The organism is Cellvibrio sp. UBA7671 (assembly GCA_002483145.1).
Classification (GTDB): domain Bacteria; phylum Pseudomonadota; class Gammaproteobacteria; order Pseudomonadales; family Cellvibrionaceae; genus Cellvibrio; species Cellvibrio fibrivorans.
In genome coordinates, this window is the sequence record DLHJ01000002.1 from 143,821 (window position 1) to 161,698 (window position 17,878).

13 protein-coding genes are annotated in these 17,878 nt (G+C 46.3%); all 13 read right to left on the bottom strand.

The features are described 5' to 3' along the window. Positions 1 to 27 precede the first annotated feature (27 nt). The 13 genes from B4E62_RS01135 to B4E62_RS01195 all read right to left on the bottom strand — a co-directional run bounded on the left by B4E62_RS01135 (position 28) and on the right by B4E62_RS01195 (position 17,795). Positions 28 to 426: a hypothetical protein gene (locus B4E62_RS01135; protein WP_310071819.1), complete on the bottom strand. Its 399-nt coding sequence runs from the start codon at positions 424 to 426 to the stop codon at positions 28 to 30. 221 nt (positions 427 to 647) lie between these two features. Then, entirely contained in the window at positions 648 to 1,823 is a 1,176-nt protein-coding gene (locus B4E62_RS01140; protein ID WP_331350733.1) for a polysaccharide lyase family 7 protein, read from the bottom strand. A gap of 790 nt (positions 1,824 to 2,613) precedes the next feature. Beyond that, positions 2,614 to 3,627, bottom strand: a complete 1,014-nt coding sequence (locus tag B4E62_RS01145; RefSeq protein ID WP_331350734.1) for an energy transducer TonB — start codon at positions 3,625 to 3,627, stop codon at positions 2,614 to 2,616. Between the two features lie 66 nt (positions 3,628 to 3,693). After that, positions 3,694 to 4,326 carry a hypothetical protein gene (locus B4E62_RS01150; RefSeq protein ID WP_331350735.1) on the bottom strand — a complete coding sequence of 211 codons (633 nt, stop codon included), beginning with the start codon at positions 4,324 to 4,326 and terminating at the stop codon, positions 3,694 to 3,696. A gap of 105 nt (positions 4,327 to 4,431) precedes the next feature. Further along, entirely contained in the window at positions 4,432 to 5,268 is an 837-nt protein-coding gene (locus tag B4E62_RS01155; RefSeq protein ID WP_331350736.1) for a hypothetical protein, read from the bottom strand. A 245-nt stretch (positions 5,269 to 5,513) separates the two neighbouring features. Next, entirely contained in the window at positions 5,514 to 5,975 is a 462-nt protein-coding gene (locus tag B4E62_RS01160) for a hypothetical protein (protein ID WP_331350737.1), read from the bottom strand. Between the two features lie 112 nt (positions 5,976 to 6,087). Beyond that, entirely contained in the window at positions 6,088 to 6,315 is a 228-nt protein-coding gene (locus B4E62_RS01165; RefSeq protein ID WP_331350738.1) for a hypothetical protein, read from the bottom strand. Between the two features lie 137 nt (positions 6,316 to 6,452). After that, positions 6,453 to 7,670 carry a hypothetical protein gene (locus tag B4E62_RS01170; protein WP_331350739.1) on the bottom strand — a complete coding sequence of 406 codons (1,218 nt, stop codon included), beginning with the start codon at positions 7,668 to 7,670 and terminating at the stop codon, positions 6,453 to 6,455. Positions 7,671 to 7,851: 181 nt separating this feature from the next. Beyond that, on the bottom strand, positions 7,852 to 9,141 hold the full coding sequence (locus B4E62_RS01175) for a hypothetical protein (protein ID WP_331350740.1): 1,290 nt from the start codon (positions 9,139 to 9,141) through the stop codon (positions 7,852 to 7,854). A gap of 185 nt (positions 9,142 to 9,326) precedes the next feature. Next, on the bottom strand, positions 9,327 to 10,637 hold the full coding sequence (locus B4E62_RS01180) for a ribonucleotide-diphosphate reductase subunit beta (protein ID WP_331350741.1): 1,311 nt from the start codon (positions 10,635 to 10,637) through the stop codon (positions 9,327 to 9,329). A gap of 154 nt (positions 10,638 to 10,791) precedes the next feature. After that, complete coding sequence (locus B4E62_RS01185; protein WP_331350742.1) at positions 10,792 to 13,734, bottom strand: ribonucleoside-diphosphate reductase subunit alpha; 2,943 nt, start codon at positions 13,732 to 13,734, stop codon at positions 10,792 to 10,794. Between the two features lie 742 nt (positions 13,735 to 14,476). Then, entirely contained in the window at positions 14,477 to 15,769 is a 1,293-nt protein-coding gene (locus tag B4E62_RS01190) for an AGE family epimerase/isomerase (protein WP_331350743.1), read from the bottom strand. A 238-nt stretch (positions 15,770 to 16,007) separates the two neighbouring features. Then, on the bottom strand, positions 16,008 to 17,795 hold the full coding sequence (locus tag B4E62_RS01195; protein ID WP_331350744.1) for an alkaline phosphatase PhoX: 1,788 nt from the start codon (positions 17,793 to 17,795) through the stop codon (positions 16,008 to 16,010). Positions 17,796 to 17,878: the final 83 nt, after the last annotated feature.

Genomic DNA, 17,878 nt, shown 5'->3' on the forward strand with positions numbered 1-17,878 from the left:
AAATTGCTCTTTTATATAGGCGATTTTTTAATATTTCTTTATTTCATTTTCCATATTTTTAAGGGAAATTTCCCACTGTTTTATGGCTCTCTCATGATTGAGCTTGGCAAGGTTTTCGATGGTCGCGCAGTCTTTTTTGCTAATAGCGGTCATCATTGTCATCATGTCCGCTTGCAGGTCACGTTGCTCGTTCATTACTTCGTCGTTTAAGACTGCGGCCATTTTTACTCTCATAAGTTGTTCATCGGACATGCCTGCTTTCTTTTGCAGCTCAAGTCCCAAGGCATCGAATTTCTTTTCATAATCCGCATCGATCTGTTCGGTTTTTGCTTTTGCCTGCTGGGCTGTCACTAGTGGGTCGCAGTCTTGGGCGAGGGCAGGTGTACTGACGAGGGTTAACAGCAAGAATAACGATAGCGGTTTCATAGACTTCCCTAGAGTGTTTAACAAGTGGGGTAATTGATGGTGTTAGTAAAGCATGAGCAAGAAGTTAACGGCAGCCAGAATAGCAAAGGTTAGGGGGTTTGCACATAAAGTGGTGTGCGGATTAGGGAGCGTAGAGAGGATAATTTTAGGGGCGGGGTGCTTCTCTATTTTAATGTGAAAGCGCTGAGATAAATATTGAACCTCAGCGCTTTATCAATTACTTACTGGATGCGTACGTAAGTTAGGTTGGTAAATTCTACAATGCTGGTGGTGATGTTATTTTTTCGATAGAAATCGCCAAACATACTGCTGTTTTCTACCTGATCCATAGTGTCTGGATCTTGAGCTTGCAGGTAATTACCAAATTTGAAGAATGCGCCCGGGTCGTTCTTAACACGCAGGTAGGCACTGGTACCGAGCGCACTTACGGTTACATCGCCATAATTATTCACGATGCCCAGTAAAAAGCTGCCGCCGCTTTTGATTGAACCAAGGCTAAACTTTTGCTCTTTACCGCTTTCGTTTTTCATTCGCACATAAACATCAAAAATGCCATCAGTCGATACGCTGTTAGAAAAGCCTGATTCAGATGTATCCGACACATATACCTTTACCAAAGTGCCCGTATCGGCAGCATGAAATTGCGAAATGATGGTTTTGGAGCCTTTGGATAAATTCACACTCACCCTTGCAGAAAGGCGCTCATAGGTTTTATTAAATGCGGTTCGCAGTGATTTTTTAATCGTTAGCTCATTGCGCCAGCCGTGGCCATTGGGTGTGACATGTTTAGACGCAAGTGCATCAAATCGCAGAAGGCCAGTGCTGACATAGGGCGAAAGACCCTCTACATCAAAATACTTTTGCAGTTCTTGTTGAGATGTGCAGCCACTACAGACCGGCTCGGTTGGCGCCGTTGCGAACAACTGAACTTCAGTGATGCTATTCCAATTATTGTTGGTGTTGCCATGCCCGATAATTCTTACGTAACGCCCTTGAGTCGCCTTTAAGTCGAAGCGTTGAAAGCCTAACGTGGACGAGGAGCTGTAACCGCTAAAGGCCGTTTTCCAATTTGTTTGATCGGTAGACGTTTTAATTTCAATATTGGTTTTGCGAATATCGCCTTGGTGAAATGCAATATTCATATGCGCCAAGGTTTTGATCGAGCCAATATCATAGTTAATCCACTGACCATCACCCTGGGCAGACCAGCGCGAGTTTGGATCCAGACTGTTGTCTAAAGTGAACGCCGGGAGATGCCCATCATTACTGCTGGCCGACGCCTTGATCGTCACATTGCTAATTTGTGTTGGTGTTTGCGCCCAGGCCTGCGTGCATAAAGCAGGGACGGCGATGAACAGCAGTGTTGTGCCGAGTTGACTCAATAGGTTATTGCGCATATGTAAAATACCTCGAGAAATTATTTTTATAGTCGAATGAATAGTTGCTGCAGTAGGTTTCGCTAATGTCCTTCCCTCTGACCGGTGCGATTACAAGACTTATAGAGATTATTTGTAATCGTTCGCCGTCATGGCAAAAAAGCGTGAAGCAGCAATGACAAATACTAATAAGTGTATTTTTTTATGCTAGTCATCCGCGTCAGAATGCACAGATGGTTAGTTGGGCGCCAACTTGGAGTGCGGAAGTGTGAACTGGGTTGATTTTGTGGTGCACAGCCGCCGGATTGATCAGGCCGGAGCGGCGCAAGGTTTTAAGCTCCAGATGGTTTGCCCTGGCACAGGTGTTACGTTAAACAGCGCCTCGTTCACAAGCAAAGTCTGTTCTTAATCTCTCTTTGAAAACGGGTTGATAAATCAGGCCGACCCTTCCCTTAGGTAACAACAACTCCCTTCTTGCGGGGTAGAGGTATTTACCCCTACAGATTGAAAATGCTTGTACCTTTAATTGAGGTTTTGGTTATGTGTTTCTATGAGGTATAGGCTGTTTGGAAAAATGCACATGGCTAGGTTGCGCCCCTACACAACTTATCCTTCTGACCGCCCCTGCTGTTGGTTATTTTACATTGCGGAGGGGCGCCGGCCGGTGCAGCAAAACCCCACCAGGTGCGCCGGACTAATATTGTTTACATTGCAATTGCGTGCTTACTTTACTACTGTTCTTGAGGCCCTCGTGTATACGCTGATTTTTTTCTCCTCAAATGACCAGCATAATCACTTTCTCATTTATTGATTAAGGGTTTATGTAAAACGTGAATCGATTTCGTAAATTGTGCATTTCGACGGGTAAACCATCGGGACCAATATAGGGTTTGTAGAGAAATTGTTTTGCAGCCTTGATACTCTCTTTGCCAAAGTAACCTTCTGGATATTCCTCAATGATGGTTATATCTTTGGTTTTTCCATTCACGTCAACCGTATATTCAGCAACGGTGTATCCATTGATTCCACGAGCAAGGGCTGTTCTCGGATAGAGTGGTGGCACCTTTTTTATCGGCAGCCATTCATCTGCGACATTCTTTTTCCAGGCTACCAGTTGGCTCCATTTTATGGTTTTATTTTCGCTGGAGTATTGAGCGGCAATTTTTTCCAAGACGTCCTGACGTTTATGGAGCGTTGCATTTTTTATATAAGTTGCAAAATAAAGATAGCGTTGAGTGTCATTGTATTTTTTTGATTCTTCATCCGCCAAAGCGAATAGCTTCTCCGCTAAATCAAATCGTAGATTTTGTGAGTAAAGCTCAGCGATCAACAGTATTTGGTTCAGTGATAGGCTCGGAAGGTGTTTCGGAGCTAAGGCGTTATAAACTTCGTCCATTTTTTTTGCTTTGACGCTAGCTGCTAATAGTTGGTTGATTGAAAATCTGTAGGAGCCATAGTCGTAGGGCGAGCGATTTTCCAGCGAGAGCATGTAGTAGTTGATTGCTTCAGATGGATTATTATCCTCAGCATATAGCCAGCCGACGTGACTATAAAATTGTGCTAAATCTACGTGGCTATATTTACTAAAGTCAGGTCCTGTTTGTATTTGTTTTGCCGTTTCGATAGCTTTTTTTACATCGGAATTTTTATTGTCATATGCAGCTATTTTTACAATTTTCTTGAGGCCAGCGTTGCCGAGCTTTGTGGCTTGCGAAAAATGTATCTCCTGTTCGTTGAGTTCTTTTTTATCTTCGGCTGCATTGGCAAATTGTATCGTTAGGGTGGCAATTAACATTATATAAAAGGTGGAAATTCCAATTTTCATATTTGTCTGGTTCCGATGTTGTTGGCGTAGTGTTAAGGGTTGTAAGTGGGGTACGAGTGCGTTTTATTAAGGGTAAACTTCCGTTACCAAGAAATAAATGAAGGTGTGGCGTGCGCTGCCGAAATTGCTCATCGCACTTTCGTAAGTGGGTAGGCTTAGCGTAAATGTTTTCCCGTCATCGATAAAATAGGATTGTTTATGCTGCATATAATGACCGCGTAACTTAAACGGTGTCCCTTTTCCGTCAAATGGAATATCAAAAAATTCCAGCTGTTTTGCGACTGCTTCATTGGCAGGGATCAGTAACATGCTTTGCAGATTTTGGTGCATAAATGACACCGGGCAGTCTTTGCCGGGTATTACATATTCCTGTTGGTAGGTTTTGAATGCCGCAGCAGTGAGTGTATGCACTTTTTTAACAGCGGCATATTTTCTGAGTACACTGGCATCGCGTATGCCAAAGCTGAGTTCGTCAATTGTTTGCAATTCACCCAGCGTGAACTGGTGCGAATTAAATTCACCCTCGGCATCCAATGTTACCGTAAATGTATTGGCTTCTGGTTGATAAAGGCGCTCTTTGATTTCAATATCATCCATGAAGCATACGGCGTTATCACCAAAACAAAAATTGTCGCAGCCGGAGATGCCAAGCAATGTGGCCAAGGTTGCTGCAGAGATAAATCCTTTCGTTATTTTCATAGTGGTTCTCTGTTGGTTTTTCGCTTGAATTAAATGGTGTGCCATCGATGAGGACGAGTGTTGCGTTTCGTTCCTCAGCCTACGCAGCCCGAGTCTATCTATCTGTTACTCAGCCTTTTGAGTCATTTCTTTGATGGGCACAGCTTTAGTGTTTTTATTATCAATTGCTAGCTGCATGACCTTTTTGGCGAGCAAGTAAAAATCATTGCTTTTTTGTTTTTCAAAAGTTGGTGTGCCTATGGCATTTAACTGTTGTTGAGCCATTTCGAACTGACCGGTGCGGCGATACATGTCGGCAATGATTATGCTCATAGGCCAATACTCTTCATCTTTATCGGTTAGCTTGGCTTTTTGAGTGCTAGCTTTTTCAATCACTAATGTGGCGTACTGATTATATTTCTTGTGGTCGCCGCAGCCATCTGCTTCCCAAGTCGCTTGCAAGTAATACCACCAGAGATTATCCAGATTTTCTTGTAAGGCTTCTGATTGTTTGGCAAATAAGAAGAAGGAAGCGTGTTTTTGTTTATAGAGCTGTTGGTATTCTGCAGATTCAATATAGGCCTTGCGCGCAGCTAATGCTGTTCCTTTAATGTCTGCTTCATCAACAATAAACCCGTTAGGGCATACCGGGATGGCAACGGGAAAGCGCATATAAGAAATGGGTTGCCAATCCAAATGCAATCCCATGGTGGAGTGGGTACCTAACTCCAGGGCTTTGAATTTTTTGCCATTGCTAGGGCAGGTGTAGTCAGCTTCATAGACGTGGTATCCACTGGGGCCAACGCAATTTAATATTTTGGGATTGTATTGCTTGATGGCGGAGTCGTCGTGGTCGTGTTGGTGATCAGATTGTGTACTTGTGTTGGTGCAGGCGGTTAGCAAATAGGCCAATAAAATTGTACCCGACAAGGTTGCAAATGACGTTACACGCTTGAGTCTCATTGTTTTTCCTTATTTACAGGTGCCGCTATTTATTAGTGTAGGTAGGGCCTGGCTGCGTAGGCAGTCATGCCCAATATGTTCATGTTTTCTATTAAGCCAAAAATTAAAAATGTGATTCTGTGTTTTTAATTGGCATTGTTCTGGCTTTTTTGATTATCGAAATAACCTGTTGGGCATTGCTGTCTGTGTGCTACATAAGCCCAACCACGGGCTACGAAATTTTCGTTAGTTGCAGTAGGTGCACATTATGATTGGGACGAAATTGACCAATCTTCCAGTAGGAAATCTTTCATTCTGCGACTCCTTTGGGCAGTAAGTGTGATGCGTGCGAGTGCTAGTGTTCCCTCGTCTCCCAAGCGTCCCTTTGTAAACACTAACCATCTGGGGTCCAGAAGTCTTCGGCTCCTTCTTGCAATATATATTTCAATGTTAGGGTCATCGGATGCATCTAGGTGAATATATTTTTCATAGTCGACTCGCCATAATCCAGCCCAAAATATTGCTGCCTGTTTCTGGTTGAGTTCAATACGAACTAGTTCCAACGTTTTATTTTGAGTCTCGTCCTCGAAACGTATCTCACGTTCGACAATTATGTGTTTTATTCTTTCGTTATCAACTACCTTTCCTTGATCTTCTACGTAAAGAATCTGATTTCCAGGCCGTGGCCCAATGCCGTCAATGCCAATTAACGTTTTTTTTATAGCCATAATAAGCTCGGCAAATTGATATGGTGTATTCAGGCGTGGGGACGGACATATATGTTAATGCGCCAGTAACCACTAAAATCAAAGCGCATGTGTCATTGGTAGGTTTAGAGTATCAATTAAGCACAAATAATTTCAAATAAACCGCGCCGAGTGTCACAAATGTCATTACCGTAACGGCATGTCCCATCGCTTTTGCGTCACCTTTTTTCATGCCAATCTTTACCAGCTCTTTTGCAATAAAACGATAACCAAAAAGCATCGATAGAATAGCCAAAAAGAGCAGGGCGATTATCGCCGAAAGAAGTCCATTGCTCAGTTGTGAAATGAATTCGTTATTCATGATTCACCTTTTCGCAGGTTTCGGCGGGCGTGTAGCCTGAGGTGCGAGCTGCAATATGACCATACCCCCGCAGTCTTTAAAATTAAAATGCATGTGCCTTTTTGAATAGTTATTCGCATTCACCATAGGCTATGCATTTAAAATGGAAATTCCTCTTTGGATATTTCAGAGGACATCCATGGATATATTGTGGATCCGGCTACAATGTCATGCTCATTGCTAAAGAAATCTCCCCAGTATTCATCGGGATCATCTGGTTGATAACTTCTTTTTAAGTTGTTGTATTCGAATTTCCAATATTTTCGATCCCCGGTTTCGAGTCTATGAGCGGAGCATGAGGCCGTTTCGAGTAGGGTTCCTTTTGCTAAATTGTCTTGTATTAAAAGTTCAGATTCTTCTGAGATTTTACTAATAATATTTTCAATTCCCATCAAAATTGCTTCACTATTTTCTCTTAGAGCTTGTTCCGATAGTACAATGTTGACTATTTTTCTTATGTGAATATCGTGATCTTGATTTATTCCCGGGTACCGAATGCTCTCTGATATGTATGTTACTAGGCTAGATAAATCTGTGAAATCTCTAGCTATGTTTGGTGTTATTAGTTTTGCTATTTTGTAGGCAACATAGGTATCCCCATATTTATTTTTTTCTAACATGGGTGAGCGAAATATCAACTGCAAATTTATCCATTTCTCATCTTTACTGATTAATGGATTGGTTGTTACAAAGGTGTTTCCAAGGGTGCTAATTTTCTTGTACCAAGAGAAGGTCGAGTTAGTTGGTACTTTTTGTTCTTGATTGAAAATATTATCCAAACATTTTTCTATTTCAATCAGTGTGTGTTTTGCATTCTGCTTGATTATTTCTACGTCATCGGATTTTATTGGTCTAAAATGCGCTAATGAGTTCCTAATACTCCCGATTTCTAAAAGTTTATTTTTTATTATTTCTTTATTTCCTCTGAAGTGCGATTTAAATAGTGGCCAGTAGTTATCACTGGTTAGTAGTTCAATTAATTCGCCGCTTGTTAGGTGCATGATTGGACATTTTACATCGTAGCCAAGATAGCCGAAATTTTCTGCCTGAGATATTCTTTTGGCTGCCAGGTTCTGAATTGATTTTTGTTGACTGTCACCAGTGTTAAATGTTTGTGTCTTCCATTGCTCGTAGTATTTATTCTTTAATACAGCATACACAAAGACTCTTAGTGAATTTTCAAATCTGAATAAAATATTTAGTGCTTCATAGTAGTGAAGATGTAGCCATCGTTCAGGTATTTTGTATTCGTTATTTTCTTTTGCGGTTGCAGTTTGCCATTCCATAAATAATCTCTCTAATTTAAAAACCGCCATTAAGTTCCATCAGAAAATTATCTGGCAAAATTCAATAGCGGTTTAGGTGTATTAACTATTGCTATAAATCCACAACCACCAAAAAATGCATATGCTGTTGATAGTTTTTTATATTCACAAAACAGAGTGCCATTTTTGATTGCGAATATTGGGGCGGCTCATCGATAGCTTGTACGCTTGATTATTCGGTTTCTGATGGTTTTTTTGATGTATTTTTTCTGGGTATATTAATTTTATCGAGCCCCTTTTTTGATATATCAATAAATGTCTCTTTTAGTTCAGGCACTGTGTCTATAGCCTTTTGAAAACCCTTCGAGGATATTAATTCATGCCATGGGCTTCCGTGAGTAATATCCTCAACTAACCTAAGTGGAGCTTCTTCTAATCTGCTTAAGGTTGAAGCAAATAATCTTGCTTCAAACGCACTATCAATTCTTGCAGCTTCTTTTCTGTAGCCTTCATAAGCCTTTGCAACAGATGCTTTAAATCCGTAATCTTCAGCAAGCCTAAATCTTTGTCCAATTTGCTTGGTTGCTAACCAAGCAAACCAAAGTGGAGCGGCGACACTTAGTAGTGAAAGCAACATATGCATTAGGATTACACCCCATTGCGGATCAGTGAGTGTAATTGCCGCAGACAATAGTTCAATTCTTTTCGTTCCAAGGTTTGCGCCTATTCCGAGGGCTGCTAGTAAACCTATAACCCAAATCCACATTGACCAACTAAGTCTTATGGCTCTTTGATCAAACGCTGCAGCTAAACCTTTTGTTGTGGTTATTCTATAGGCCTCCTCGCATTGCAAAACTAGTTTTTCAGCTTCATTTTTCTGTTTTAAAATTTCGCTGAGAATTTTTCCAGCTTCAGTGGATCGATCTGTTATTTTTCCAAAATGTTCAGCAGATTCCGTCGATAGCCTGTTTACTGTTGCACGAGCTTCTTTTAGTGATTGTAAGTCGGCTGGCAAGGATTCGGCGGTTTCAGTTGCTTCTTGAATAAGTTTAACTTGTTCTTCCAATGTCTCTTTGTTTGGAACCAATTCTTCTATATCGGCCTGTATGCCTCTCAATCTTTTTGCTAATTGATAGGGCATAGCTTTATTGTCTTGAAGTGTTTGCCAATCTGGGTGCGTGCCTAGTAATGTACGAATCCAATTGATTGTCTCTAGGTATGCAGGTACTGCCTGATGGCCATTGCCATTAAACATTAGAGGAATTGTGTCTGTTTTTAAAAGTGAAAGCCGTCTTGGAGTATCAGCTAATCTGGCAAGTTTATTTGAATCAATGGTTTCAATGTTTATTTTTTTTATTTGATCTAATAGGTCTACTGCAATATCTGCTAAGTCATGCCTTGTAATTGCAGGGTGATGCCACCCATAGACTTCTCTTAGTGTTCTGTCGTCATTCCATGACTTTCGAGTAAAGGATGCGATTTCTTCGAGAGCGTTGCAGATTTCTTCAATTTGATTGCTCAAAATATTTTTTCCTATTCTAAAATTAAAAAACCGCTACCGAGCCCCACCAGAAAACTCTCTGACAAAACTCAATAGCGGTTTAGGTTTATTCACTCCGGAATATGTAATCCGTTCGTATTAAATGCCCGCTAAGCGGGTCTTTCTACTACAGTGTGTGTTTTACTCCAATTACAGGGGATTACAGATTAATCCCAGCTCAACGCCCCACCAGTCTGATATTCAATCACTCGCGTCTCAAAGAAATTCTTCTCCTTACGCAAATCCATAATCTCACTCATCCATGGGAATGGATTCTGTGCGCCTGGGAATTGCTCTTTCAAGCCCACTTGTGAGCAGCGGCGGTTGGCGATGAAGTGGAGGTATTCTTCCATCATCGCGGCATTCATGCCGAGTACGCCGCGTGGCATAGAATCGCGTGCGTATTGGATTTCCAGCTCGGTGCCTTCCAAAATCATTTGGATAACTTCTTGTTGGAATTCTGCGGTCCACAAGTGCGGGTTTTCCAATTTGATTTGGTTGATTACATCGATACCGAAATTCAAATGCATGGATTCATCGCGCAGGATGTATTGGAACTGCTCGGCAACGCCGGTCATTTTGTTGCGGCGGCCCATGCTGAGGATTTGGCTGAATCCGCAGTAGAAGAAAATACCTTCAGTCACTACATAAAATGCAACGAGGTTGCGCAGCAATTCCTGATCGGTTTCTGGTGTGCCGGTAGTGAAGGTTGGATCGCCCAGGGTTTGGGTGTGCTTCAAACTCCACGCAGCTTTGTTCGCAACGCTTGGCAATTCGCGGTACATGTTGAAGATTTCGCCTTCATCCATGCCCAGTGATTCAATGCAGTATTGATAGGCGTGGGTGTGGATCGCTTCCTCAAATGATTGACGCAAAATGTATTGGCGGCATTCGGGGTTGGTGATCAAACGGTAAATCGCGAGAACGAGGTTGTTCGCTACCAATGAGTCAGCAGTAGAGAAGTAACCGAGGCTGCGCATCACAATGCGGCGCTCGTCATCGGTCAGGCCGTCTTTGCTGCGCCAGGTGGCGATGTCGGCGGTCATGTTTACTTCTTGTGGCATCCAGTGGTTGGAGCAGCCATCAAGGTATTTTTGCCAAGCCCAGTCGTACTTGAATGGAACCAGTTGGTTCAGGTCGGCGCGGCAGTTGATCATGCGCTTTTCATCTACCTGAATACGGGCAGCGCCCATTTGCAATTCTTCCAAGCCAGGAGCTGGATCAAGTGCGGCGAGGCTCGCGCGCGCTTTAGCGAGTTCAGGGCTGATGCCTTCTTCTTTGGCAGCTGCAGCAAAGGCGGTGTTAACGGCGTGTGCATCGGCAGCGGCGTTTACTTGAGTCGCTTGCGCTTGTGCAATTTGCGCCTGGGTTGGTTGCATCACTGGCTCTGCAGCTTTGCTGATGGCATTGCTAATCGCGTCCTGACGGGCGGTTTCTCTTACGGCTTCTTCGCTGTCGAATTCATCCCAACTTAGCATGTGATCCTCGTTCTCTCTGTGTTGCGCCACTTAGGCGATCAACGATTCGTGTGATGTCGCTACTGGGCTAATCGTCATACCCGCGTACGCGGGCATCCATGTTTTAAGAGCTGGATCCCCGCATTCGCGAGGATGACGACGTCCTGGTTAGATATTATTGGCAGGCTTCGCAATCCGGATTGTCTATCGAACACGCCAATGGCACTGGCGCTGCTTCGGCGAAACTCGCGGCTTCTACTTCTGATACGGCAGGTTTGGCGGTAACAGGGGCAGCAGACAAACCGCTCGCGCCACCACCGGCAGAGACTGCGTTCAATGCACCGGTGTTAATGGTGGATTTCTCAGTCGTCGTTGCAGCCAAGGCACGCAGGTAATACGTAGTCTTTAAGCCGGAGAACCATGCCATGCGGTAAGTAATGTCCAACTTTTTGCCGTTAGCGCCAGCGATGTAGAGGTTCAAGCTTTGCGCCTGGTCTATCCACTTCTGGCGACGGCTGGCGGCTTCTACGATCCACTTGGGTTCTACTTCAAACGCGGTGGCGTAGATGGCTTTCAGGTCGGCTGGAATGCGGTCGATCTTTTGCAGTGAGCCTTCGTAGTATTTCAAATCGTTAACCATTACTGCATCCCACAGGCCACGGGCTTTGAGGTCGTGTACCAGGTGCGGGTTAACTACGGTGAATTCGCCCGACAGGTTGGATTTCACGTAGAGGTTTTGGTAAGTCGGTTCAATCGACTGGGTTACGCCGGTGATGTTAGAAATAGTTGCGGTTGGTGCAATCGCCATCACGTTGGAGTTGCGCATACCCTGTGCTTTAACTTGTGCGCGCAGAGTCGCCCAATCGAAAGTTTGGCTGCGGTCCACTTTGATGTAATTCTCGCCACGGTTTTGTGCGAGCAGTTCAATCGAGTCAATCGGCAGAATGCCTTTGCTCCACAAAGAACCATCAAAGGTTGAGTACTTGCCGCGCTCGGCTGCCAGTTCGCTTGAGGCTTTGATCGCGTAGTAGCTCACGGCTTCCATTGAGGTATCAGCGAAATCTACTGCTTGTTGTGAGCTGTAGGCGATACGTTGTTCATAGAGCGCATCCTGGAAGCCCATGATGCCGAGGCCGATAGGACGGTGACGCAGGTTGGACGCTTTGGAGGTCGCAACGGCGTAGTAGTTAATATCGATCACGTTATCGAGCATACGGATCGCAGTTTTAACGGTGCGCTCCAGTTTTGCTTGATCAAGTTTGCCATCCACAATGTGTTGCGCAAGGTTGATGGAGCCGAGGTTACATACCGCGATTTCATCGTTCGCCTTGGTGTTCAAGGTGATTTCAGTACACAGGTTGGATGAGTGAACCACGCCAACATGCTGCTGCGGGCTGCGCAGGTTGCATGGGTCTTTGAAAGTGATCCATGGGTGGCCGGTTTCAAACAGCATGCCCAGCATTTTTCTCCACAGATCCAATGCGCGCACGGTTTTGAACACTTTGATTTTGCCAGCAGCAGCCTGGGTTTCATAAAACGCGTAACGCTCTTCAAAAGCCTTGCCGTACAAATCGTGCAGGTCAGGAACGTCGTTCGGAGAGAAGAGGGTCCACTCTTTATCATCAAACACGCGCTTCATGAATGCATCGGGCACCCAGTTAGCGGTGTTCATGTCGTGGGTACGGCGGCGGTCATCACCAGTGTTTTTACGCAGTTCGAGGAATTCCTCGACATCCATATGCCAGGTTTCCAGGTACGCACACACAGCGCCTTTGCGCTTGCCGCCCTGGTTTACTGCTACCGCGGTGTCATTGGCCACTTTCAGGAAGGGGACAACACCTTGTGATTTGCCGTTGGTGCCTTTGATGTACGCGCCGAGTGCGCGTACTGGCGTCCAGTCATTACCCAAACCGCCAGCGAATTTGCTCAGCATGGCGTTGTCTTGCATGGCGCCGTAAATACCGTGGAGATCATCGGGTACGGTAGTCAGGTAGCAAGAGGACAACTGCGGACGCAAGGTGCCTGAGTTGAACAGGGTTGGGGTAGAGCTCATGTAATCGAAGGAAGAGAGCAGACGATAGAACTCAATCGCGCGGTCTTCACGATTGTCTTCCTGAATCGCCAGGCCCATCGCCACACGCATAAAGAAAATTTGCGGCAGTTCGATGCGGGTGTCATTGCTGTGGATGAAGTAGCGGTCGTACAGGGTTTGCAGGCCGAGGTAGGTGAACTGCAGATCGCGCTCGGCGATCAGAGCTTTGCCCAGTTTTTCCAAATCGAAATTCAATAATTCAGGGGATACCAGCTCCAGCTCAACACCTTTTTTGATGTAGAGCGGCAGGGTTTGTGCGTAGTAGGTTTCCATCTCGGCTTGGGTGGCAGAGGTTGCCACACCAAAGAAGCTCAGGGCTTCAGCGCGCAGTTTGTCCATCAATAGGCGGGCAGTAACGAACGAGTAGTTAGGCTCTTTCTCTACCAGCGTACGGGCGGTGATCACCAGTGAGGTGTTCACGTCTTTTTCGGCCACGCCGTCATAGAGGTTGCGCATGGCTTCATCGAGGATGGCTTTCTCTTCCACACCGGCCAAACCGGCACAGGCTTCACGCACGATGGTGCGCATACGGCCAATGTCGAGCAGGGCGCGGGTGCCATCGTCCAATACGACGTTCAATGCGGGGTAATCCGGATCTGGCTCTTGCGATGCAGGTTGTTTTTGGGCGCGCATACGAGCGTGCTCTTCGCGGTAGAGCACGTAATCGCGGGCGATTTTTTGTTCGCCAGAGCGCATCAGGATAAGTTCAACCTGATCCTGGATCTCTTCAATATGGATAGTGCCGCCTGAGGGCATACGGCGCTTGAAGGTGGCGGTGATTTGTTGGGTGAGGCTGCTCACCACTTCGTGTACACGGGTAGAGGCAGCGGCAGTGCCACCTTCTACAGCCAAAAATGCCTTGGTCATGGCGATGGCGATTTTGCTGGCATCGAAAGGAACCACCGTTCCATTGCGCTTGATCACACGCAATTGCCCCGGCGCTGTTGCGGTAAGGCTCGACGTGCCGCCGTGGATGTCGTGTTGGATGTTGGTCGTGCCGGTGGTTTGTTCAATGTCAGTATGCATAGACGTCTCCCGCGTGAGGTCATTCCCGATTGAAGTTGATTCTGTTTGTTCTTACAAAAAGCATTGTCGATATAAAGGCAGTGCTGACTAGCGTTTGCGATCTTGCTGACCCGCTTGCCCGCCGAATCGATGGCGGTTGGATTATTAAAATCAGGGTTCAGAACACCGTTTTCTGCTGATTAACACACCACTAGATATAGTGGTCGGTAATCAGCCGGTTGTGCCCATACTACTGATGCCTTCCCAGTGTATTGAAACGACAGGTTGGCCGTTAATGACAGCTGGTTTTTACGCAGTGACTGTGATTAACGTTCAATTGGGTCAAAAATCTGCTTGACGATTTGCTCCATGAGCGATAGGCGATATTGTGGTGTTGGGCACCGGTAATACCTATATCTAGGGGTAAATCGTGAATGGGCTACAAGATAATGCGGTTAGGGGTTTTATGCAAGCTTGAAAACCTGTGGATAAGGTGTGGGTGGAGCTGGTAAAAACTGGGGGCAAGTGGCGAAATCGCTGTAGAACTACGGGAAATCCAGTGTTGCCGTGACTCATACCCAAAATGACAGTTTGTCGTGCAGCTTAGACTTTTTTTGCATGTAGATATGGATGTGATATGACTACATATTGTGTTTGCAGTTTTTAACAGCTAATTGGGTTTAGGCGACACAAAAGGCGTGGTTTTTGAGCGCCGCCCTTGTGCTGCAAGGGCGGCTTGAGTTTGCTGGTGTCAGTGTCTCTATTAGTGTTTGGCAAGCGTCGCCAAGCGCTGTAAACGGCGTGCACTTTCCATCATGGCGCGGCTATTGTGGTAAGGGCACTTCCACATACTCAGGGTAGGTTGGAGTATCACTTGGCCGGATTTGTTTGTCCCCCAGTGCCACTCACCGGTTTTATTGTTCACCAGGTGCGCCTTGATAAAACCCCATGTACGCGTAGTTGCACTCAGGTATTTGGTATCGCCGGTAATTTCATAGGCGTTGATAAAACCGACCAGGGCTTCTGCCTGCGCCCACCAATCCTTGCCGGCATTAGTCAAACCTTTGTGTGCCGAGGCTTCGTTGTAGATGGCGCCATCCGTATCCATGCCTTCAGCGAGAGTTGTATCGGCAATCTTCACGGCCAGCGCGCGGGTGCGGTTGATCAGGTCGGGATCACCCAATACTTCAGCGGCTTCCACCATTAGCCAAGCGGCTTCAATATCGTGACCGTAGGAAATGCCATCGCCTTGCACCTGCCAATCGGCATCCATAAATAGGGCGAGATGGTTGGTTGTGCGGTTGAGGATTTTGCCGAGCATGATGTCCAGCAGCGCTGTTTGCTGTTTTTTCAGCTGCCCATCCGGCCAAACGCGCAATAAATTGGTGTAAGCCTCCATCACATGCAGGTGCGTATTTTGCGATTTGGCGGTTGTCACACCGAGGCTATTTACGGGTTTGGCGAGTGGTCGCCAATCTTCACCCACTACTTCCAGATAGCCGCCATGCTCCCTATCCAACGCGTATTGTTCGATTAGTCGATACAGGGTTTTAGCGCGTTCCAGTGCCTGCTGGTTACCGGTCGCGCGGAAGTATTCGCTGTAGCCGTAGATACCAAAGACCTGCCCGTAAATCTGTTTATGGGTTTGCGCTGGTTTACCATCGCCCGCTACTGACCAGTAAAGGCCGCCATTTTTGTTATCCCAAAAAGTGGCTTCCAGATCTTTAAATGCGCTATCGGCCAGCTTGCGATAGGCCTCATCCCGGTAATTCCGATACGCGGCTGAGTAACTCCATAAAATCCGGCTGGAGAGCAGGGCGCCGCGCTCGGCACTTGGGTCGGGTTTGCCGTCGGCGCTGACTTGCCCGTAAAAACCGCCGGTCTCGGGATTGGGTGCCTGTTTAATCCAGTAGGGCAGGATATTGCCGGTGAGTTCCTGCTCAAACTCACCAGCCATCTGCAATAGGGCTTCTGTTGATGGTAGGTGTGCTGTGGGCTGCGCAAGCACGGTAGCTGGGAGCACCGCGAGCGCGAGGCTAAAAAAGAGTTGTTTCATGGGGTTCCTGATTATTCGAATGAGCTGCGTTCGGGCGGTGTGCCTGAGCGGGCGCATATTACAGTAACCGGTTACATTTGAGTGTAAAAAAAGGGGCCTGAGCCCCTTCTGATGCATGCAATAACCTCCTTGTATACCTCCTTGCCTGTTGTCTTCCTTGCTCTAACGCTTTTTATGATGAACTGAATGCGTTACAGCTTGATGACGTATTTTTATCCTGAAACACTTTTTTCGGTTATCACACACCTTTAGGGTTATAGATCCATAACATGTTGTTAACGTGGTTGCTGGTGTCTTCACCAATCAGTACGCGACCGTCATCCAATACTTCGATGTTGTCAGGCTGAGCTATGCCGTTCACGTCACACTTGTCGGTAGTGCTGCTGCCGTTGTAAGCGCCGCCCACGACCACAGGTTGCATGCGATCCACGTTGTAGTTCATGTCGAAGCCGAAACGGTAAACAGCGCCGCAACGGTTTTCTTTAACCTGAATGTCACCGGTAGTGTCGGCCATTGCACCGCGTACTTCAGCCATGGCAACGTACATGAATGGCACGCTGCGATCTTTGGCGCCATCGTAGTTGATGTTGATACCTTCCATCTTGTTGAACTCAACGGTTGCGCTCTTGGCTTTGGCAGCGCGCAGAGTTTCAAGGAACGCAACACGGTTGTCGGCAGCACCACCAGCGGCCCAGGTAGCAACTTCAGCATCGCTGATAAAGTTGGTTGAGCCGGATACATAATCCGTTTCATCAATGCCATCGTAGCTGCGTACCCAGCTTTCAATTTGCGCGTTGGTCGCGTGTGCCAGCATGATCCACTCGATATCAAAACCGGCTTTAGCGGTATCGTTGGTCGCGTCTTGAGTTACTTTTGCAGCGTAAAGAGTACCTGCTGACAAATCGCCGGCAACGTCGGCTACGAACTTGTAGAAGCCTTTGTTTGAGCCGTCATCGGTCAGGTAAACGGTTTTCTTGTCGGGCATGATCACCGGGTTTTCATGGGCTGAACGGCCCAGAGTGAAATGCTTCACCGCGACCGGCGTAGCCGCTTTTGGTTGGGTTATTTCAACGATGTAGCCGTAGTCATAAGGGTTGGGGAAGGTGCCTCCCAGGTAATCCTTAATCTTCAAAACATCAGCGTAGTTCGGGTAGCCAGTGGAGTAGGTCATGTCGTTCCAGCGCACTGAATTTTCAGCTTCGTAGTTTTCTTCTGAGGTCAGCGGAGTGCCCCAAGGAGAAACGGTACCAAAGCAGTTGATCATGGTGCCTTTAACATTGCCAAAGTTAACGTTCATGGCATCGTTTACGCGCCAGGTGCCATCGCTTTGTTTGGCGATGTTCAGACGGCTTACACCGCCCGGACGATCTTCCCATGCGCTGAACAGGTAGCCTTCGCTGCCGGTGGCGTTGCTTGGGATAAATGCGTTGAAGTCAGGGTTGTTGGATTGCTTGATGCTGACGTTGCCCGCAGGGTTGGTGATGTTGCCAAAGCCGAAAGGCAGTGCACCGGCATAGGTATCGCCTTCACGGCCAAGGGCTTGATAGCTACCTACGGCAACTTTGGTAGTTTGTGATTCTGGAGAGCCTTTCACTGGAACTGGAACCGGGGTGATTTTGGGATCAAGATTATCCAAATCTACGCCATTCCAAACACCGACTGCCGCTTTTTTCTCATCACCAGGTAGTGTGTCTGACGGGTGTTGGATATTGAAAAAGAATTCACCATTATCGGTCTTGAACATACCAGTTAATTCAGAGCCCATTGGTGTAGTAGCGAGGCGAATCATTTTGGCTGGTGCTGTTGCGTCAGTTCCATTGCTACCATTAGAGCCATTACTTCCATTTGAGCCGTTAGATCCTGCAGGACCTTGCGGGCCAGTCGCTCCAGTGTCACCTTTTGGGCCAGTTGCTCCGGTAGCTCCTGCTGGACCCGTAGCACCATCTTTACCGTCATCACCGCCACAGGCAGTGAGCATAATGGTGGAAGAAATTAACACGGCTAATATTTTTTTGTTGAAGGTCATGGTTATTGATCCCAAGGTTGGTCTTTAAAAAGTTTACTTTCGAGGACTGAAGCCTAGGGATGCTGTATGAAGGTTTGACAACA